We start from the raw sequence: 15,255 nt of genomic DNA, 5'->3' as shown, positions 1-15,255 counted from the left end.
TCAATCCTTGACGAGCTGGTCGTCGAGATAGAGCTGCAGCGTCTTGGCCGTGCCCTCCGTCCAGAGCGTCTTCAGCGCATGCGCAAACCGCTTGCGGAACAGCTCAGACGTCGAGACTTCGCCGAAGATCTCGTCGAACACCAGGAACGCATCCGGGTCGTCCTTGGCCTTGATCGCGGCCGCCTGCAGCTTCTCGGCACTCGTATCGTTGAACACGATCTGGCGACCGCTGTCCGACGTGCCCGCAAAATAACGGCACCACAGCGCCGATACAAGCGACAGGCCAACGATATCGAGACCCTGGTCCAGCCGGTCGCGGGTCGATGGCAGGATGAACTTCGGCTGGCGGTTGGAACCGTCCTGCGCCAGGCGCGGAATAGTGTCGCCGATCTTCGGGTTGAGGAAGCGGTGCTCGATCAGGTCGAAATAGTCGTCGAGGCTGGTATCTGGAACCGGCGGCACGATCGGGATGATCTCTTCCTTCTCGAGCTTGGCAAGGAAGGCCCGGATCAGCGGATGCTCCATTGCCTCGTGCACGAAATGGATGTCCAGCAACTCGCCGGGATAAGCGATCGTCGCATGGCCGCCGTTGAGGATGCGCAGCTTCATCAGCTCGTAGGGCGCGACGTCGGGCACGAACTGAACGCCGACTTCTTCAAGCGCCGGACGGCCGAGCGGGAAATGATCTTCCATCACCCACTGCTTGAACTCTTCGCAGAACACCGGCCAGTTATCGTCGATATTGTAGTCATTCTTCAAGATATCGACTTCGCGCTGGCCGGTCGCCGGCGTGATGCGGTCGACCATCGAATTCGGGAAGGCGACATTGTCGTGGATCCAGGTCGCGAAATCCGGATCCGAAAGCTTGGCGAGACCAACGACGGTGTTTTCCGTCACGTGACCGTTGCCGGGAATGTTGTCGCAGGACATGATTGTGAATGGCGCAAGGCCGCGCGAACGGCGAAGCTTGAGGCCGGCAAGGATCAGGCCGAACACCGTCTTCGGCGCATCAGGGTTGCTGCCGTCTTCCACCATGGCCGGATGGGCCGGGTTGAAGTGGCCGGACGCGTCGATGAAATAGCCGCCCTCGGTGATCGTCATGGAGACGATGCGGATGGTCGGATCGGCCAGCTTCTCGATCAGCGCCTGCTTGTCATCAGGCGCAATGATGTCGATCATCGGCGCGGTCACGCGGGCGCCGGTCTTGTTGTTGTCCTGCTCCACGACGGTGGTGAGGAAATCCTGCGCCTTCAGCTTGTCGCGCATGGCCGCATCGGACGGCATCACGCCTGCGCCGATGATGGCCCAGTCATGGCCCTTGCCGATGTTGAACAGGTCGTCCAGGTAGATCGCCTGGTGGGCGCGGTGGAAGTTGCCGACGCCGAAATGCACGATGCCGGGGGAGAGTGTCTTCGGATCGTAGGCGGGCACGCCAGCGGTCGCTGCGGCATCCTTGAGAGTTGCCAACGAAAGCTTCACAGTCATTTTCTCATACTCCGATTGGCCTGCTGTTCAGGCCTTTGGGATCATTCAGGCCCGGATCGCAAGACCCTTGTCGTCGAAGCGATGCAGTTTGGTTTCATCCGGCGTCAGGTAGACCGTGTCGCCGTAGCTCGCGCCGAACTCGCCGCCGGCACGCGCCGTGATCGGGCCGATACCATCAACGTCGAGATGCAGGAACGTGTCGGCGCCCAGATGTTCGGCAACCGAAACCCGGCCGGTCCACAGACCGCTGTCCTTGGAAAGCCCGATATGTTCGGGACGAACGCCCACGGTCTTGCCGTTCTTTGCCTTGGCGTAATCGCCTTCGAGCAGGTTCATCTTCGGCGAACCGATAAAGCCTGCGACAAACAGATTGCGCGGCGACTTGTAGAGCTCGAGCGGCGAACCGACCTGCTCGATATTGCCGCGGTTGAGCACCACGATCTTGTCGGCCATGGTCATGGCTTCGATCTGGTCGTGCGTAACGTAGACCATCGTGGTCTTCAGCTGGTTGTGCAGGTCGCTGATCTCAAGACGCATCGTGCCCCGCAGCGCCGCATCGAGGTTGGAGAGCGGCTCGTCGAACAGGAAGGCCGAAGGTTCGCGCACGATCGCACGGCCGATCGCCACGCGCTGGCGCTGGCCGCCCGAAAGCTGGCCGGGGCGACGCTCGAGATAATCGGTGAGGTTGAGGATGTGCGCCGCATCGGCGACCTTCTTGTCGATCGCCGACTGTTCCATCTTCGCCATCTTGAGCGGGAAGGCGATGTTCTTGCGCACGCTCATATGCGGATAGAGCGCATAGGACTGGAACACCATCGCAAGGCCGCGTTCGGCCGGAGCGGCGTCCGTCACGTCGCGACCGTCGATCTTGATCTGGCCGCCGGTCACGTCTTCAAGCCCCGCAATGAGACGCAGAAGCGTGGACTTGCCGCAACCCGAAGGTCCGACGAACACGACGAATTCGCCGTCGTTGATTTCGAGATCGATCGACGGGATGACCTTGGCTTCGCCGAACGTCTTCGAGACTTTGGAAAGAGTAATGCTGCCCATAAGAGTGATCCTTACTTAACCGCGCCAAACGTGAGGCCGCGAACGAGTTGCTTCTGGCTGAACCAGCCGAGGATGAGGATCGGCGCGATGGCCATGGTCGAGGCCGCCGAAAGCTTTGCCCAGAACAGACCCTGCGGCGAGGAGAACGAGGCGATGAAGGCCGTCAGCGGAGCCGCGTTGGTCGTGGTCAGCTGGATCGTCCAGAACGCTTCGTTCCAGGCAAGGATGATGTTGAGGAGCAGCGTCGAGGCGATGCCGGGAACCGCCATCGGCGTCAGCACGTAGACGATTTCCTTCCACAGGTTGGCGCCGTCCATCCGAGCCGCTTCCAGGATTTCGCCCGGAATTTCGCGGAAATATGTGTAGAGCATCCACACCACGATCGGTAGGTTGATCAGCGTCAGCATGATGGTGAGGCCGATGCGGCTGTCGAGCAGGCCGAAGTTGCGGAACAGGATGAAGATCGGTAGCAGCACCGCCACGGCCGGCATCATCTTGGTCGACAGCATCCACATCAGGATGTCCTTGGTACGCTTGCCGGGCGCAAACGCCATCGCCCAGGCCCCGGGGATCGCGATGATCAGCGCGAGGATGGTGGAGCCGACCGACAGGATCACCGAGTTCATGAACGGCTTGAAGTAATCGCGCTGCGTCTGCACCGTGATGTAGTTCTCAAGCGTGCCCGATGGGATCAGGCTGAAGCCGGCGATCGCTTCCTGCTCCGTCTTCAGGCTGGTGATCAGCGCGTAGAGGATGGGGAAGAAGATCAGGAGTGCGACGACCCAGGCCAGGATTGTCCAGCCGATCTTCGCTCCGGTTGTTACTTTGCGAGCCATGATCGTTCCTCCTACTTGTCCAGGTTCTTGCCGACGGCGCGCATCAGGAAGAAGGCGACGATGTTGGCAAGCACGACGGCGATGATACCACCCGCTGCACCCCCGCCGACGTCATAGCCGAGACGTGCAGTGCGGTAGATGAGGAAGGTGAGGTTGGTGGACGCATAGCCCGGACCGCCATTGGTGGTGACCAGGATTTCAGCGTAGATGCCGAGCAGGAAGATCGTCTGGATCAGGATGACGACAGTGATCGCGCGCGAAAGATGCGGCAGCGTCAGGTAGATGAAGCGGTTGAAGAAGTTGGCGCCATCCATTTCGGCTGCTTCGCGCTGCTCGCTGTCGAGCGACTGAAGCGCCGTCAGAAGGATAAGCGTCGCAAACGGCAACCATTGCCAGGCAACGATGATGATCACCGCAAACAGCGGATACTGGGCAAACCAGTCGATCGGCTGAACCCCGAAGAACCGCGCGAGATCCGCCAGCACGCCGTAGCCCGGATGCATGATCATGTTCTTCCAGATCAGCGCGGCCACCGGCGGCATCACGAAGAACGGCGAGATCACCAGAATGCGGACAATGCCCTGGCCGAAGATCGGCTGGTCGAGCAGAAGCGCGATCGCGACACCGCCGATGACGGTAATGCCGAGCACGCCGAGCACCAGCAGCATCGTGTTCCAGATCGACTGGAAGAAGGCCGGGTCCGTGTAGAAATACTGGTAATTGAAGAAGCCTGCGAAGCTCACGTTCTGCGGCGTCAGCAGGTTGTAGTTCTGGAACGAGTAGTACAGCGTCATTGCGAGCGGTACGGCCATCCAAACCAAAAGAACGATGACGGAGGGCGCCATCATCAGGCGTGCCAACGTCTTGGTATTTTGCGTTGCCATCTTTGAGGCCCCTCCCCGGAGGTAAGCGCGCCGCACGCGGCCAGAGGAGGACGCGAAGGCATGATCTTGTTTTTATAGGGTAGCGTGCTGGAACAGCGAGATGCGGTTCAGCATCCAATCGTTATCCTGTGATCTGCTGCCCGGCACGGATGCCGGACAGCAGTGTCTTGACCAAGCTTACTTGATGTAACCGGCGCGGGTCATGTCGCGGGTTGCCGTTGCCTGAGCGGCGGCAAGCGCGTCGTCGACCGTGGACTGGCCGGCGATGACAGCCGAGAACAACTGACCGACAGTGGTGCCGAGAGCCTGGAATTCAGGGATCGCGACGAACTGGCCACCGGTATAAGGAACCGGCTTGACCGTTGGCTTGGTGATGTCGGCAGCGTCCATGGCAGCAAGCGTCGGAGCTGCGAAGGCAGCGGCCTTCTGATAGTCCGCGTTCTTGTAGAGCGAGGTGCGCGTGCCCGGAGGAACGTTGGCCCAGCCTTCCTTGGCAGCAACAAGCGTCGTGTATTCCTTGCTGGTTGCCCAGGAGATGAACTTCTGAGCCGATTCAGCCTTCTTGGACGATGCCGGAACGGCAAGGTTCCAGGACCACAGCCAGTTGCCGTGGTTGGCAACGCCTTCCTTGCTTGGGAAGAGCGCATAACCGACCTTGTCGGCAACCTTGGAGTCCTTCGGGTTCGATACGAACGATGCAGCGACGGTCGCGTCGATCCACATGCCGCACTTGCCCTGCTGGAACAGCGTCAGGTTTTCGTTGAAGCCGTTGGAAGAAGCGCCCGACGGGCCGGAATTCTTCATCATGTCGGCGTAGAAGGTAAGTGCTGCCTTCCATTCCGGCTGATCGAACTGCGGCTTCCAGTTTTCGTCGAACCAGCGTCCGCCGAACGAGTTGGTCAGCGCCGAAACGAAGGCCATGTTCTCGCCCCAGCCGGCCTTGCCACGAAGGCACATGCCGCTGATGTCGGCCTTGCGGTCGGTCATCTTCTTGGCAGCGTCAGCGATGAATTCCCAGGTCGGGGTTTCCGGCATTTTCAGGCCGGCTTTTTCGAACAGGTCCTTGCGGTACATGATCATGGCGGATTCACCGTAGAACGGTGCCGCATAGAGCTTGTTTTCAACCGAAAGACCACCGCGGATCGCCGGCAGCAGGTCGTCCATGTCGTACTTGTCGCCGAGACCTTCGAGCGGCAGAAGCCACTTCTGTTTGGCCCAGATCGGAACTTCGTAGTTGCCGATCGTGACGATATCGTACTGGCCGCCACCGGCCGCGATATCCGTCGTCACGCGTTCGCGCAGGACGTTTTCTTCGAGCGTGACCCACTCGACCTGGATGTCCGGGTTCGCCTTGGTGAACTCGGACGTCAGGCCCTGCATGCGGACCATGTCGCCGTTGTTGACTGTCGCAATGGTGAGGGTTTCGGCAGATGCAGTCGTGGCCACAAAGGCCAGAGCTGAGCAGGCGCCCAGCAGAATAGTTTTCATAGTCATATCTTCCTCCCGAGAAGATGGAATGCGAGCATTCGCTTTGCTCATGGGCAATTACCCACATAAAGCTAGCGCAAGTCAATGGGAATTCATCGCTGCGATGCAACCGAAAGCGACAATTCACTGAAATTTCAGGCAGAATTCTATCTGCCGCGCTTAAGCAGTAAGCAGATACCGCGCTGCGGCCTCGTCGGTGATGATGCCGTTGAGCAGTCCGCCTTTCAGGGCTGCGCGCATGGCGACCCACTTCTTCTTGCCTTGGGCAATGCCAATGACACAGCAGGTCTCGCGCGACGGGATCGGCACGGAGGCCACCCGGCCGTTGACGGCACTGTCGAGCAACTCACCCTGCTGATCGTAAATCCAGCCGCAAATTTCACCCGCGGCACCGCGATCCACCAGCGACACCATTTCGTCGCGATCCAGAAATCCGTCGACGCAAAGCGGCGCATCGACGCCGAGTTCGCCGATCCCGACAAAGGTGACGTCGGCTTGTGCCCCGAGCGCAAGTGTCGAGCGCACGAGCGCCTGGTCATGCAGCGTGTCGCGCTCCTCGATGGAGGCACAAAGGACCGGCAGCGGCATGGGAAAATGCCGCGCCTTGATGGCATCGGCCATCGAGAAGATGACGTTGTAATAGGCGGCCGACCCGTCCGGCCCGATATTGCCGGTCAGCGACACGATACGGTGCTGCGGGCATTCCATCGGCGGCAGCTGATCGACAGCGGCTTTCAGCGTCCGACCTGTCCCGACGGCGATGATGATCGGATCCGGCCGTTTCAGCCAGCGCTCGATCTCGCCCGCCCCGGCTTCGGCAATGCCGACGGTGGACGAGCTGCCGCCCGGATCGCTTGGCACGATTTCCGCATGCTTGAGATCGTATTTCTTGCGCAGCCCTTCAGCGAGTTCGAGACAGGCGGAGATCGGATGGTCGAGCCGGACCTTGATCAACCGCTCGGCAACCGCAAGCGACACGAGCCGCTGGGCCGACTGGCGGGAAATGCCCATGGCATTGGCGATCTCGTCCTGGGTCCTCCCCGCGACGTAATAGAGCCAGCCCGCGCGCGCAGCATCGTCGAGCCGGCCTTGGGTGTCACTCCGCTTAGCCATGGCAGTAAATCTCCTCTGTTCGATTTGCTGACATGTTTTTTGAGGGGCTGTCAAATGGCGATGGTGCAACGACGCCCTCAAAGAGAGCTTTTGCTCAGCGCCTCGGAGAGGACGGTCTCCATCATTTGATAATTGCTAATTTGCGCCTGTTTCGAAGCCTCGATCCAACCTGCGGGATCGATTTTCGTCAGATCGAGCCAATGTCCGGCCTGTCCGCAAAGCTGTTTCAGATAATGTGCCTGCGTGCGGCCATTGCCCTCGCGGAACGGATGGACATAGTTCACATCACCAATGATCGGCGCGACTTTTGCGGCAAATTCCGATCTCTGGAGACCACGCAGATAATTGCCCGCCGTGATGCGTCGATGCACATCGGCCATGCCGGTCTCGATATACTGCCGGAACTGGAACTGGCTCGACCCTTTGGAAATCTCCACCGTCCGGATCTCGCCCGCCCAGTCGTAGACGTCCTGGAAGAGATGACGGTGGATGGCCCGCAGATGCTTCAGGTCGAAATCACCCGTGGGGATTTTCTGGATGCTGCGGATGGTGGAATATCGACGTTCCGCAAGGTCCAGCACGGCTGCATCGCGAATATCGAACTTGTTTCGTAACAGTCTGGTCCCCGGATAGACGTAAGGATCGTCACTCATCGGGTGTTCGGATCATCGGCTGGACGCCGCCGAAGCCTGCTCCTTGCCGTCCAGACCTGCTCGCCGCCTCAAGTCTCGACGCACGTAATCGAGCTGCTGCTCGACCGAAAACCCCTCTCGATCGAACATTTCGAACATGGCTAAATCGTCAGCGTCGAGCGGGTTGCCCTCGATCGTCTGCAAATGCGCTGCTTCCAGTGTCCGCTGGCGGATATCATCCCTGTCGCTCATGCAGCCATCATACTGCAGATCGCGAAATCCGACAAATGATAGATGCGAGGCGGCGCCCCAGTTGGCGCCGCCTTCGCGTTCGTTCCGGGCCGTCCGACGTCAGGCCACCTGCACGACGTGGCCTGCGCCGACTTCGCGATATTCCCGCACCGGCGGCACGAAATCGACCGACCGGATCGGGCTCTTGATCTCTTCGGTGGAAAGGTTGCGCTTGATCCGGCGTCGCGAGGGATCCGGCACCGGCACCGCCGACATCAACTTCTTCGTATAGGGATGCTGCGGATTTTCAAACACGGCCGCCCGCGGACCGATTTCGACGATTTCGCCCAGATACATCACCGCCACCCGGTGGCTGACGCGCTCCACCACGGCCATGTCGTGGGAGATGAACAGGAAGGCGAGGTTCAGAGACTGCTGCAGGTCGAGCAGCAGGTTGCAGACCTGCGCCTTGATCGACACGTCCAGCGCCGACACCGCTTCGTCGGCAACGATCACCTTCGGATCGAGCATCAAAGCCCTGGCGATCGCGATGCGCTGCCGCTGGCCGCCGGAAAACTCGTGCGGGAAGCGCCGCATCATGTCGGCCGAAAGTCCGACCTTTTCGAGAAGGTTCGCCGCCTTTTCACGCGCCTGCGCCTTGGTGCCGAGCTTGTGCTCGATAAACGGTTCGGCGACAGCCGACCCCACGCTCATGCGCGGGTTGAGCGAGGCGAACGGATCCTGGAACACCATCTGGATCGACCGGCGCATGGTTCGAAGCGCATGCTGGTCGAGGCTCATCACGTCGTAGCCGTCCACCTGAACGGTACCGCTGGTCGGCGTGATCAGCCGCGTCACGGATCGTCCGGTGGTCGACTTGCCGCAACCGGATTCACCCACCAGCGCAAGCGTTTCGCCGGCATAGAGATCGAACGAGACCTTTTCCACCGCATGCACTGCCCCGGACTTGCGTCCGAGAAGGCCGGAATGGATGTCGAACCGCGTCGTCAGGTCCTTCACGTCGAGGATCGGCGTCTTGCCCTTGGCAACCGTGTCGAACACTTCGCCCAGAACCTGCTGTTCGCCTGTGTTGACATCGATCAGCGGAAACCGCATCGGCAGCTTGCTCTGCCCCATCGAGCCCAGCCGCGGCACGGCCGAAAGAAGCGCTCGCGTGTAGGCATGCTGGCCGCGGTGGAAAATATCGCCGGTCTGGCCGGTTTCCACCGCATCGCCACGGAACATCACGATCGTCCGGTCAGCCACTTCCGCCACAACGCCCATGTCATGGGTGATGAACAGGACAGACATGCCCTCTTCTTCCTGCAGCATCTTGATGAGGTCGAGGATCTGCCCCTGGATCGTCACGTCCAGCGCCGTCGTCGGCTCGTCGGCAATCAGAAGCTTCGGCTTGGCCGCAAGCGCCATGGCGATCATCACGCGCTGGCGCATGCCGCCGGAAAACTGGTGCGGGTATTCGTCGAAACGGCTCTTGGCGTTGGGGATGCGAACCTTCTCGAGAAGCCGTATCACCTCCGCCTTTGCCTCGGCCTTGGAGATGTTGGTGTGAACCGTCAGCGCCTCTGCGATCTGCTTTCCAATCGGGAAGATCGGATTGAGCGAGGTCATCGGCTCCTGGAAGATCATCGAGATGTCGTTGCCGCGCACCCGCCGCATCTCCTCCTCCGGCAGGGCCAGAAGCTCCTTGCCCTGAAGAAAGACCTGCCCCTCGATCCGGCTCGAATTCTTCTGCAACAGCCGCATGATCGACAGCGACGTCACCGATTTGCCGGAGCCGCTTTCGCCCACGATCGCAACCGTCTCGCGCGGTGCCACATCAAACGAGATGTTGCGCACAACCGTCTTCCATTCGTCGTTCACCTTGAACGACGTCGTCAGGTTCTTCACAGACAGGACCGGAGTGACCGATCCGCCAGACTGTTCCATCGCAGGTCCGGAAAGCAGCATGCATGTTTCCTTGATTTGGGCGGCCCCGTCGCGACTGGTGGCGGCATCGCGAGGGGCCGGTCGGAAGAGGATACGATCAGGCGGCGAGCGCCGTTTCGGCAAGCGAAACCCAGTAGCTCACGCCGTAGGGAATGGCCTCGTCGTTGAAGTCGTAGGCCGCATTGTGAAGATTGGCGGTATCGCCATTGCCGAGGAAGATGAAGGCACCCGGCCGCTGCTCCAGCATGTAGGAGAAGTCTTCAGCGCCCATATGCGGTGCCGCATTGGCGTCGACCTTGCCCTGACCTGCCACTTTCGAGGCGATCCCGACGGCAAAATCGGTCTCGTTGTCATGGTTGAAGGTGACCGGATAGCCGCGATTGTAGACGACCTTGGCCGTCGCACCATGCGCGATCGCCGTCGCTTCGGCCACTTCCTTGAGGCGCTTTTCGGCAAAGTCGCGCGTTTCCGGCAGCAGCGTGCGCACGGTGCCGGCCAGCGTCACGAAGGCCGGAATGACGTTGCTTGCCTGGCCGCCATGGATCGATGCGACCGTGACCACCAGCGATTTGAGAGGATCCGTCTCGCGCGACACGACCGATTGCAGCGCGATCACCACATGCGATGCGGTCAGCACCGGGTCGATCGAAAGATGCGGCTGGGCGGCATGGCTGCCACGGCCGGAAATGGTGATCTCGAACGTATCGGCCGCCGCCATGATGCCGCCCTTGCGGATCGAGAAACTGCCGACCGGGAGCGCCGGCGCGTTGTGCATGCCATAGACTTCCTTGATGGAAAACTTGTCCATCATGCCGTCCTCGATCATCGCAAGTGCGCCCGCACCGCCTTCTTCGGCCGGCTGGAAGATCACAGCCACTGACCCTTTGAAATTGCGGGTCTCGGAAAGATACTGCGCAGCACCTAGAAGCATTGCGGTATGTCCGTCATGGCCGCAGGAATGCGCCTTGCCTGGAGTCTTCGAAGCCCACGGCACGCCCGATGTCTCAAGAATCGGCAGCGCATCCATGTCGGCGCGGAAGCCGATAACCGGGCCATCGCCCTGGCTGCCCTTGATGATGCCGACGACGCCCGTCTTGCCGATGCCGCTCTCAACCACGTCGCAACCAAAGGCTTTCAGCTTCTCGGCAACGAAGGCGGATGTGTAGTGAACGTCGTAGAGAAGCTCCGGATTCTCGTGCAGATGGCGTCTCCATTCTGCAACCTGATCCTGCATTTCGGCGACGCGATTGATGACAGGCATTTGGGCAATCCTCTAGATTTATTAGTATTTCCGGTCTCGAAGGCTGCGATATTGCGACGGCTTCGTCGGAATTTGCAAGCGTCAATTTTCGCCCTTGAACACAAAATAGGCCTATGCTTAGATGGCTCAAATTTTGATCACCTCGGCATATTGCGGGTATCAAATGTAATATCTGACTTACTTTTCAGGAGGATGCGGGAATTCTATTCTGCGACGCGCCAGGGAAGACAGGGCGCCATGCAGCTCGACGGCATCGACACCGGCAAACGGGCGATCCGGGCACTAAAATCGAGACAAATCAACATCAAGGGGAATAGCAGCATGAAGAAGTTGAAGCACCTATTGGTCGGCACGGTGGCCGTGCTCGCCCTGGGTGGCACCGCAGCCCACGCCGAGCGCGGCACTGACGGAGACCTGAAGGCCCTGTTCTGGCAGGCCGTTTCCACGTTGAATCCGTATCTTTCGGGCGGCACGAAGGAAGTCTTTGCATCCTCGATCGTGATTGAGCCCCTCGCCCGCTACGACGAAAAGGGCGAACTGGTTCCGTGGCTCGTCACCGAGATCCCGACGGTCGAAAACGGCGGCGTTGCAAAAGACCTTCTCAGCATGACCTGGAAGATCAAGCCGGGCGTCAAATGGTCTGATGGCACGGCGTTTACGGCTGAAGACGTGATCTTCACCTGGAAATACTGCACGGCGCCGGATGGCGGCTGCGCCCAGGCGGCCCAGTACGAAGGTGTCAAGAATGTCGAGGCGATCGACCCGAACACCGTCAAGATCACCTTCACCGAACCCAAGCCATACCCCTACTCGGCCTTTGTCGGCGCCCAGTCGCCGGTCATCCAGGCCAAGCAGTTCAAGGATTGCGTCGGCGCCAAGGCTCCCGGCTGCACGGCCGCCAACTTCGGTCCGATCGGCACCGGCGCCTTCATGGTCGCCGATTTCAAGCCGAACGACGTCATCACCTTCAAGGCCAACCCGAACTACCGCGATCCGGCAAAGCCCGCCTTCGCGTCGATCACCCTGAAGGGCGGTGGCGACGCTGCCTCTGCTGCCCGCGCCGTGCTTGAAACCGGCGAATACGATTACGCCTGGAACGCCCAGGTCGAGCCGGAAGTGCTGCAGACCATGCTCGCTGCCGGCAAGGGCCGTCTTGAAATCTCGTTCGGCACCCAGGTCGAGCGTATCAACCTCAACCACTTCAACGCCGATCCGTCGCTGGGCGCCAAGCGCTCCACCAAGGAAGCAGGCCCGCATCCGTCCCTGAGCGATCCGGCCGTGCGCCGTGCACTGTCGCTTGCCATCGACCGCGACATCATCGTCGAGGCCGGCTACGGCCAGTCCGGCAGGGCAACCTGCAACATCGTGCCCGCACCGGAAGTCGTCGCCTCCACCAAGAACGACAGCTGGTGCCTGAAGCAGGATATCGAAGGCGCCAACAAGCTGCTCGAAGATGCCGGCTGGAAGAAGGGTTCCGACGGCATTCGCGCCAAGGATGGCGTACGCCTTTCCTACCTCTACTCCACCTCGACCAACTCGGTTCGCCAGGCGACCCAGGAACTGGTCAAGGCGATGTGGGCGGAAATCGGCGTTGATGCGGAACTCCGCAACGCGTCTGCCTCCGTCTTCTTCGGTGGCGACCCGGCAAGCCCGGACACGTTCCAGAAGTTCTATGCCGACGTCGAAATGTACACCAACAACTTCGATGGCACGGATCCTGAAAAGTATCTGGCGGAATGGCTGTGCGACAAAATCCCCGGCCCGGCAAACGGCTGGCAGGGACAGAACATCCCGCGCTACTGCAACCCTGACTACGACAAGCTGGTCGGCGAACTCTCCAGAACCGCCGATCTCGACAAGCGCGCAGCGCTCGCCAAGCAGCTCAACGACATGCTGACCGAGGAAGGCGCGCATATCACGCTCGTCCACCGCGGTGACCAGTCGTCCTTCGCAGCCACCCTCGAAGGCATCAAGATGAACTCGTGGGACAGCCAGGTGTGGAACATCGCTGACTGGTCGCGCAAGAAGTAAAGCAAAGCAGCCGGCAGCACACAAAGCTGCCGGCGTCCTTCCCGCTTGAGACTGGCATGATCTTTCCGAACTTCGGGCTCGGGAAGATCCGATGCGGCACATCAGGACTTCGCGCCCTATCACCGCACTATGCGGCATGATCCGGCGTCGTCTGGAGTAATTCGTACATGTTCACATACACGTTGCGACGATTGTTCTTCGCAATACCGACCCTGCTGGTCATCAGCTTCGTCATTTTCGCGTTGCTCGATCTGGCACCAAACGATCCGACCGGCGACCTGCCTCTGACGATCCCGCCGGAAGTCCGCGAACAGATCCGCGCCTCGCTCGGCATGGATCAGCCGTTTTTCATGCGCTATCTCTACTGGCTGCAACAGTTCTTCATCAACGAGCCGCTGAATATTCTCGAACGCCTCACAGGCTGGCAGTTCGGCGATGGGCAGCGCATGCGTGTCCTCTCCTGGGCAACGCGCAGCCCTGTCGTTGATCTCATCGTCCAGCGCCTGCCGCAGACGCTCTGGGTCGTTGGCCTCGCCTATCTGTTCGGCATTCTGATCGCCGTTCCGATCGGCGTCATCTCCGCCTACAAGCAGTATTCGATCTTCGACCAGGTCGGCACCTTCGTCTCGATGGTCGGCTATTCGGTGCCGACCTTCTTCACCGGCGTGCTTCTGATCGTCATCTTCTCGTCCTACCTCCAGTGGTTCCCGTCGGTCTACGACACCAATCTGCAGGTCACGAACTTTGCCACCTTCGTTGCGCAGGCAAAGCAGATGGCCATGCCGGTCGCGGTTCTGGCGCTCTACAATGCGTCCCAGATCACCCGCTTCGTGCGCGCCTCCATGCTCGACAACCTGCATCAGGACTATGTCCGCACCGCCCGCGCCAAGGGCGTCAAGGAAAACGTCGTGCTGCTCGTCCACGTGCTGCGCAACAGCCTGATCCCGGTCGTGACTGTCATTGCGCTCGGCGTCCCCACCATCTTTTCCGGCGCCATCATCACCGAACAGATCTTTCGCGTGAACGGGCTGGGGCAATTGCTGATCGTCGCCGTCCAGGGCGCCGATATTCCTCTCGTTCAGACACTGACCTTCATTTTTGCGGTGCTGATCGTACTCTTCAACCTGATCGCCGACGTTCTCTACGGCATTCTTGACCCGAGGATCCGGTATGACTGACGCGACAATCGCAACCCCCGCACCCGCCAAGGCGTCATCGCCGACCCGCTCCGCGTTCGCCGACATGTGGCGGCAGTTCCGGGCGCACAAGGGCGGCGTCGCCGGCCTCATCGTCTTCACCTTCATCGTGCTCGCCGTCTATGTCGGTCCCTATATCCACAGGGTCGCGCCCAACCAGCTGAACATCCGCGAGAAGAACCAGTGGCCATCGCTGGCGCATCCGTTCGGCACCGATAACCTCGGCAAGGACATGCTTGCCCAGGTTCTGGCCGGCGGCCGCATCTCGCTTGCGGTCGGCATCACCGCCATGCTTCTCGCGCTCTTCCTCGGCACGCTGGTGGGGGTCCTCTCGGGCTACTTCCGCAGGCTCGATGGGCCGTTGATGCGGTTGACGGACCTGTTCCTGGCCCTGCCGCTTCTGCCGCTCCTGCTCGTGATCCTGCTTCTGTTCCGCGATACGCTGCGCGCAGCCTTCGGACCGGAAACCGGCATCTTCATCCTGATCGTGGTCGTCATCGGCGTCACGAGCTGGATGCACACGGCACGTATCGTGCGTGGCGATGTGCTTGCGGTCAAAAGCCAGGAATTCATCCTGGCCGCGAAATCGAGCGGCATGCGGGAATACCGGATCGTGCTGAGGCATATCCTGCCCAACGTCCTGTCCTCGATCATGGTGTCTGCGACGCTCGGCATTGCCTCGGCCATCATCACGGAATCGTCGCTGTCCTTCCTCGGCCTCGGCTTCCCGTCGGATTTCCCGACCTGGGGACGATTGCTGTTTGACGGCGCCAACTTCCTGCAGCTGACGCCATCACGCGTGCTGTGGCCAGGCCTTGCGATTTCTGCAACGGTTCTGAGCGTCAACTACATGGGCGATGCAATCCGCGATGCGCTCGATCCGAGAACCCTGAAGCGCTGATTTCAGCGCTTCAGATACGACCCGGAACGGCGGCAAAAGCCGCCGTTTTCCGTTGCGTCGTCCGCTCTCATTTTTTCTTCGATTTTTTGAAAATCTGCCGGAACCTTATTCCCGGACGCCCGTTCTACTGATGTCTGAAGGCGACCCCCCGTCCCCCGCCCTACAAAGAGCCTTCGGACATACTCTTCAATCCCCCTCGA

General features: G+C 60.4%; 13 protein-coding genes. 3 read left to right on the top strand and 10 right to left on the bottom strand.

The window, feature by feature from the left end; all coding sequences use genetic code 11:
- From IFT59_RS02180 to IFT59_RS02135, 10 genes are all read right to left on the bottom strand, one after another.
- Positions 1–1,485 (bottom strand): mannitol dehydrogenase family protein, encoded by a 1,485-nt coding sequence (locus IFT59_RS02180; RefSeq protein ID WP_192085970.1) that lies wholly within the window; start codon positions 1,483–1,485, stop codon positions 1–3.
- Between the two features lie 45 nt (positions 1,486–1,530).
- Positions 1,531–2,535, bottom strand: a complete 1,005-nt coding sequence (locus IFT59_RS02175) for an ABC transporter ATP-binding protein (protein WP_113111924.1) — start codon at positions 2,533–2,535, stop codon at positions 1,531–1,533.
- A gap of 11 nt (positions 2,536–2,546) precedes the next feature.
- The gene (locus IFT59_RS02170; protein WP_062461266.1) at positions 2,547–3,371 is read right to left on the bottom strand and encodes a carbohydrate ABC transporter permease; all 825 of its coding nucleotides are present in this window, start codon (positions 3,369–3,371) and stop codon (positions 2,547–2,549) included.
- 11 nt (positions 3,372–3,382) lie between these two features.
- Positions 3,383–4,255, bottom strand: a complete 873-nt coding sequence (locus IFT59_RS02165) for a carbohydrate ABC transporter permease (RefSeq protein ID WP_062461269.1) — start codon at positions 4,253–4,255, stop codon at positions 3,383–3,385.
- Between the two features lie 177 nt (positions 4,256–4,432).
- Positions 4,433–5,749 carry an ABC transporter substrate-binding protein gene (locus IFT59_RS02160; protein WP_092659665.1) on the bottom strand — a complete coding sequence of 439 codons (1,317 nt, stop codon included), beginning with the start codon at positions 5,747–5,749 and terminating at the stop codon, positions 4,433–4,435.
- A gap of 153 nt (positions 5,750–5,902) precedes the next feature.
- Entirely contained in the window at positions 5,903–6,856 is a 954-nt protein-coding gene (locus IFT59_RS02155; RefSeq protein WP_062461275.1) for a sugar-binding transcriptional regulator, read from the bottom strand.
- A 77-nt stretch (positions 6,857–6,933) separates the two neighbouring features.
- Positions 6,934–7,509: a Fic/DOC family protein gene (locus IFT59_RS02150; RefSeq protein ID WP_192085968.1), complete on the bottom strand. Its 576-nt coding sequence runs from the start codon at positions 7,507–7,509 to the stop codon at positions 6,934–6,936.
- A gap of 12 nt (positions 7,510–7,521) precedes the next feature.
- Complete coding sequence (locus IFT59_RS02145; RefSeq protein ID WP_192085966.1) at positions 7,522–7,740, bottom strand: hypothetical protein; 219 nt, start codon at positions 7,738–7,740, stop codon at positions 7,522–7,524.
- 99 nt (positions 7,741–7,839) lie between these two features.
- On the bottom strand, positions 7,840–9,687 hold the full coding sequence (locus IFT59_RS02140; protein ID WP_192077696.1) for an ABC transporter ATP-binding protein: 1,848 nt from the start codon (positions 9,685–9,687) through the stop codon (positions 7,840–7,842).
- A gap of 76 nt (positions 9,688–9,763) precedes the next feature.
- Positions 9,764–10,927 (bottom strand): M20 aminoacylase family protein, encoded by a 1,164-nt coding sequence (locus IFT59_RS02135; protein WP_113111928.1) that lies wholly within the window; start codon positions 10,925–10,927, stop codon positions 9,764–9,766.
- Positions 10,928–11,248: 321 nt separating this feature from the next.
- Here IFT59_RS02135 and IFT59_RS02130 point away from each other — a divergent pair, with 321 nt between their 5' ends.
- From IFT59_RS02130 to IFT59_RS02120, 3 genes are all read left to right on the top strand, one after another.
- Positions 11,249–12,958 carry a peptide ABC transporter substrate-binding protein gene (locus tag IFT59_RS02130; protein ID WP_062461938.1) on the top strand — a complete coding sequence of 570 codons (1,710 nt, stop codon included), beginning with the start codon at positions 11,249–11,251 and terminating at the stop codon, positions 12,956–12,958.
- A gap of 167 nt (positions 12,959–13,125) precedes the next feature.
- Positions 13,126–14,136 (top strand): ABC transporter permease, encoded by a 1,011-nt coding sequence (locus IFT59_RS02125; protein ID WP_062461290.1) that lies wholly within the window; start codon positions 13,126–13,128, stop codon positions 14,134–14,136.
- Entirely contained in the window at positions 14,129–15,055 is a 927-nt protein-coding gene (locus IFT59_RS02120) for an ABC transporter permease (RefSeq protein WP_192085964.1), read from the top strand. The genes IFT59_RS02125 and IFT59_RS02120 overlap by 8 nt, the downstream gene beginning before the upstream one ends.
- The last annotated feature ends 200 nt before the right edge of the window (positions 15,056–15,255 follow it).

It is taken from the genome of Rhizobium sp. CFBP 8752 (assembly GCF_014842035.1).
Lineage (GTDB): Bacteria > Pseudomonadota > Alphaproteobacteria > Rhizobiales > Rhizobiaceae > Neorhizobium > Neorhizobium soli.
Note: the sequence above shows the minus strand (reverse complement) of the source record. Positions and strands in the feature narration are given on the sequence as shown.

Excerpts from the sequence above, each read along its gene's own strand:
- IFT59_RS02180 (WP_192085970.1), bottom strand. The coding sequence starts at position 1,485 with ATGACTGTGAAGCTTTCGTTGGCAACTCTCAAGGATGCCGCAGCGACC.
- IFT59_RS02175 (WP_113111924.1), bottom strand. The coding sequence starts at position 2,535 with ATGGGCAGCATTACTCTTTCCAAAGTCTCGAAGACGTTCGGCGAAGCC.
- IFT59_RS02170 (WP_062461266.1), bottom strand. The coding sequence starts at position 3,371 with ATGGCTCGCAAAGTAACAACCGGAGCGAAGATCGGCTGGACAATCCTG.
- IFT59_RS02165 (WP_062461269.1), bottom strand. The coding sequence starts at position 4,255 with ATGGCAACGCAAAATACCAAGACGTTGGCACGCCTGATGATGGCGCCC.
- IFT59_RS02160 (WP_092659665.1), bottom strand. The coding sequence starts at position 5,749 with ATGACTATGAAAACTATTCTGCTGGGCGCCTGCTCAGCTCTGGCCTTT.
- IFT59_RS02155 (WP_062461275.1), bottom strand. The coding sequence starts at position 6,856 with ATGGCTAAGCGGAGTGACACCCAAGGCCGGCTCGACGATGCTGCGCGC.
- IFT59_RS02150 (WP_192085968.1), bottom strand. The coding sequence starts at position 7,509 with ATGAGTGACGATCCTTACGTCTATCCGGGGACCAGACTGTTACGAAAC.
- IFT59_RS02145 (WP_192085966.1), bottom strand. The coding sequence starts at position 7,740 with ATGAGCGACAGGGATGATATCCGCCAGCGGACACTGGAAGCAGCGCAT.
- IFT59_RS02140 (WP_192077696.1), bottom strand. The coding sequence starts at position 9,687 with ATGCTGCTTTCCGGACCTGCGATGGAACAGTCTGGCGGATCGGTCACT.
- IFT59_RS02135 (WP_113111928.1), bottom strand. The coding sequence starts at position 10,927 with ATGCCTGTCATCAATCGCGTCGCCGAAATGCAGGATCAGGTTGCAGAA.
- IFT59_RS02130 (WP_062461938.1), top strand. The coding sequence starts at position 11,249 with ATGAAGAAGTTGAAGCACCTATTGGTCGGCACGGTGGCCGTGCTCGCC.
- IFT59_RS02125 (WP_062461290.1), top strand. The coding sequence starts at position 13,126 with ATGTTCACATACACGTTGCGACGATTGTTCTTCGCAATACCGACCCTG.
- IFT59_RS02120 (WP_192085964.1), top strand. The coding sequence starts at position 14,129 with ATGACTGACGCGACAATCGCAACCCCCGCACCCGCCAAGGCGTCATCG.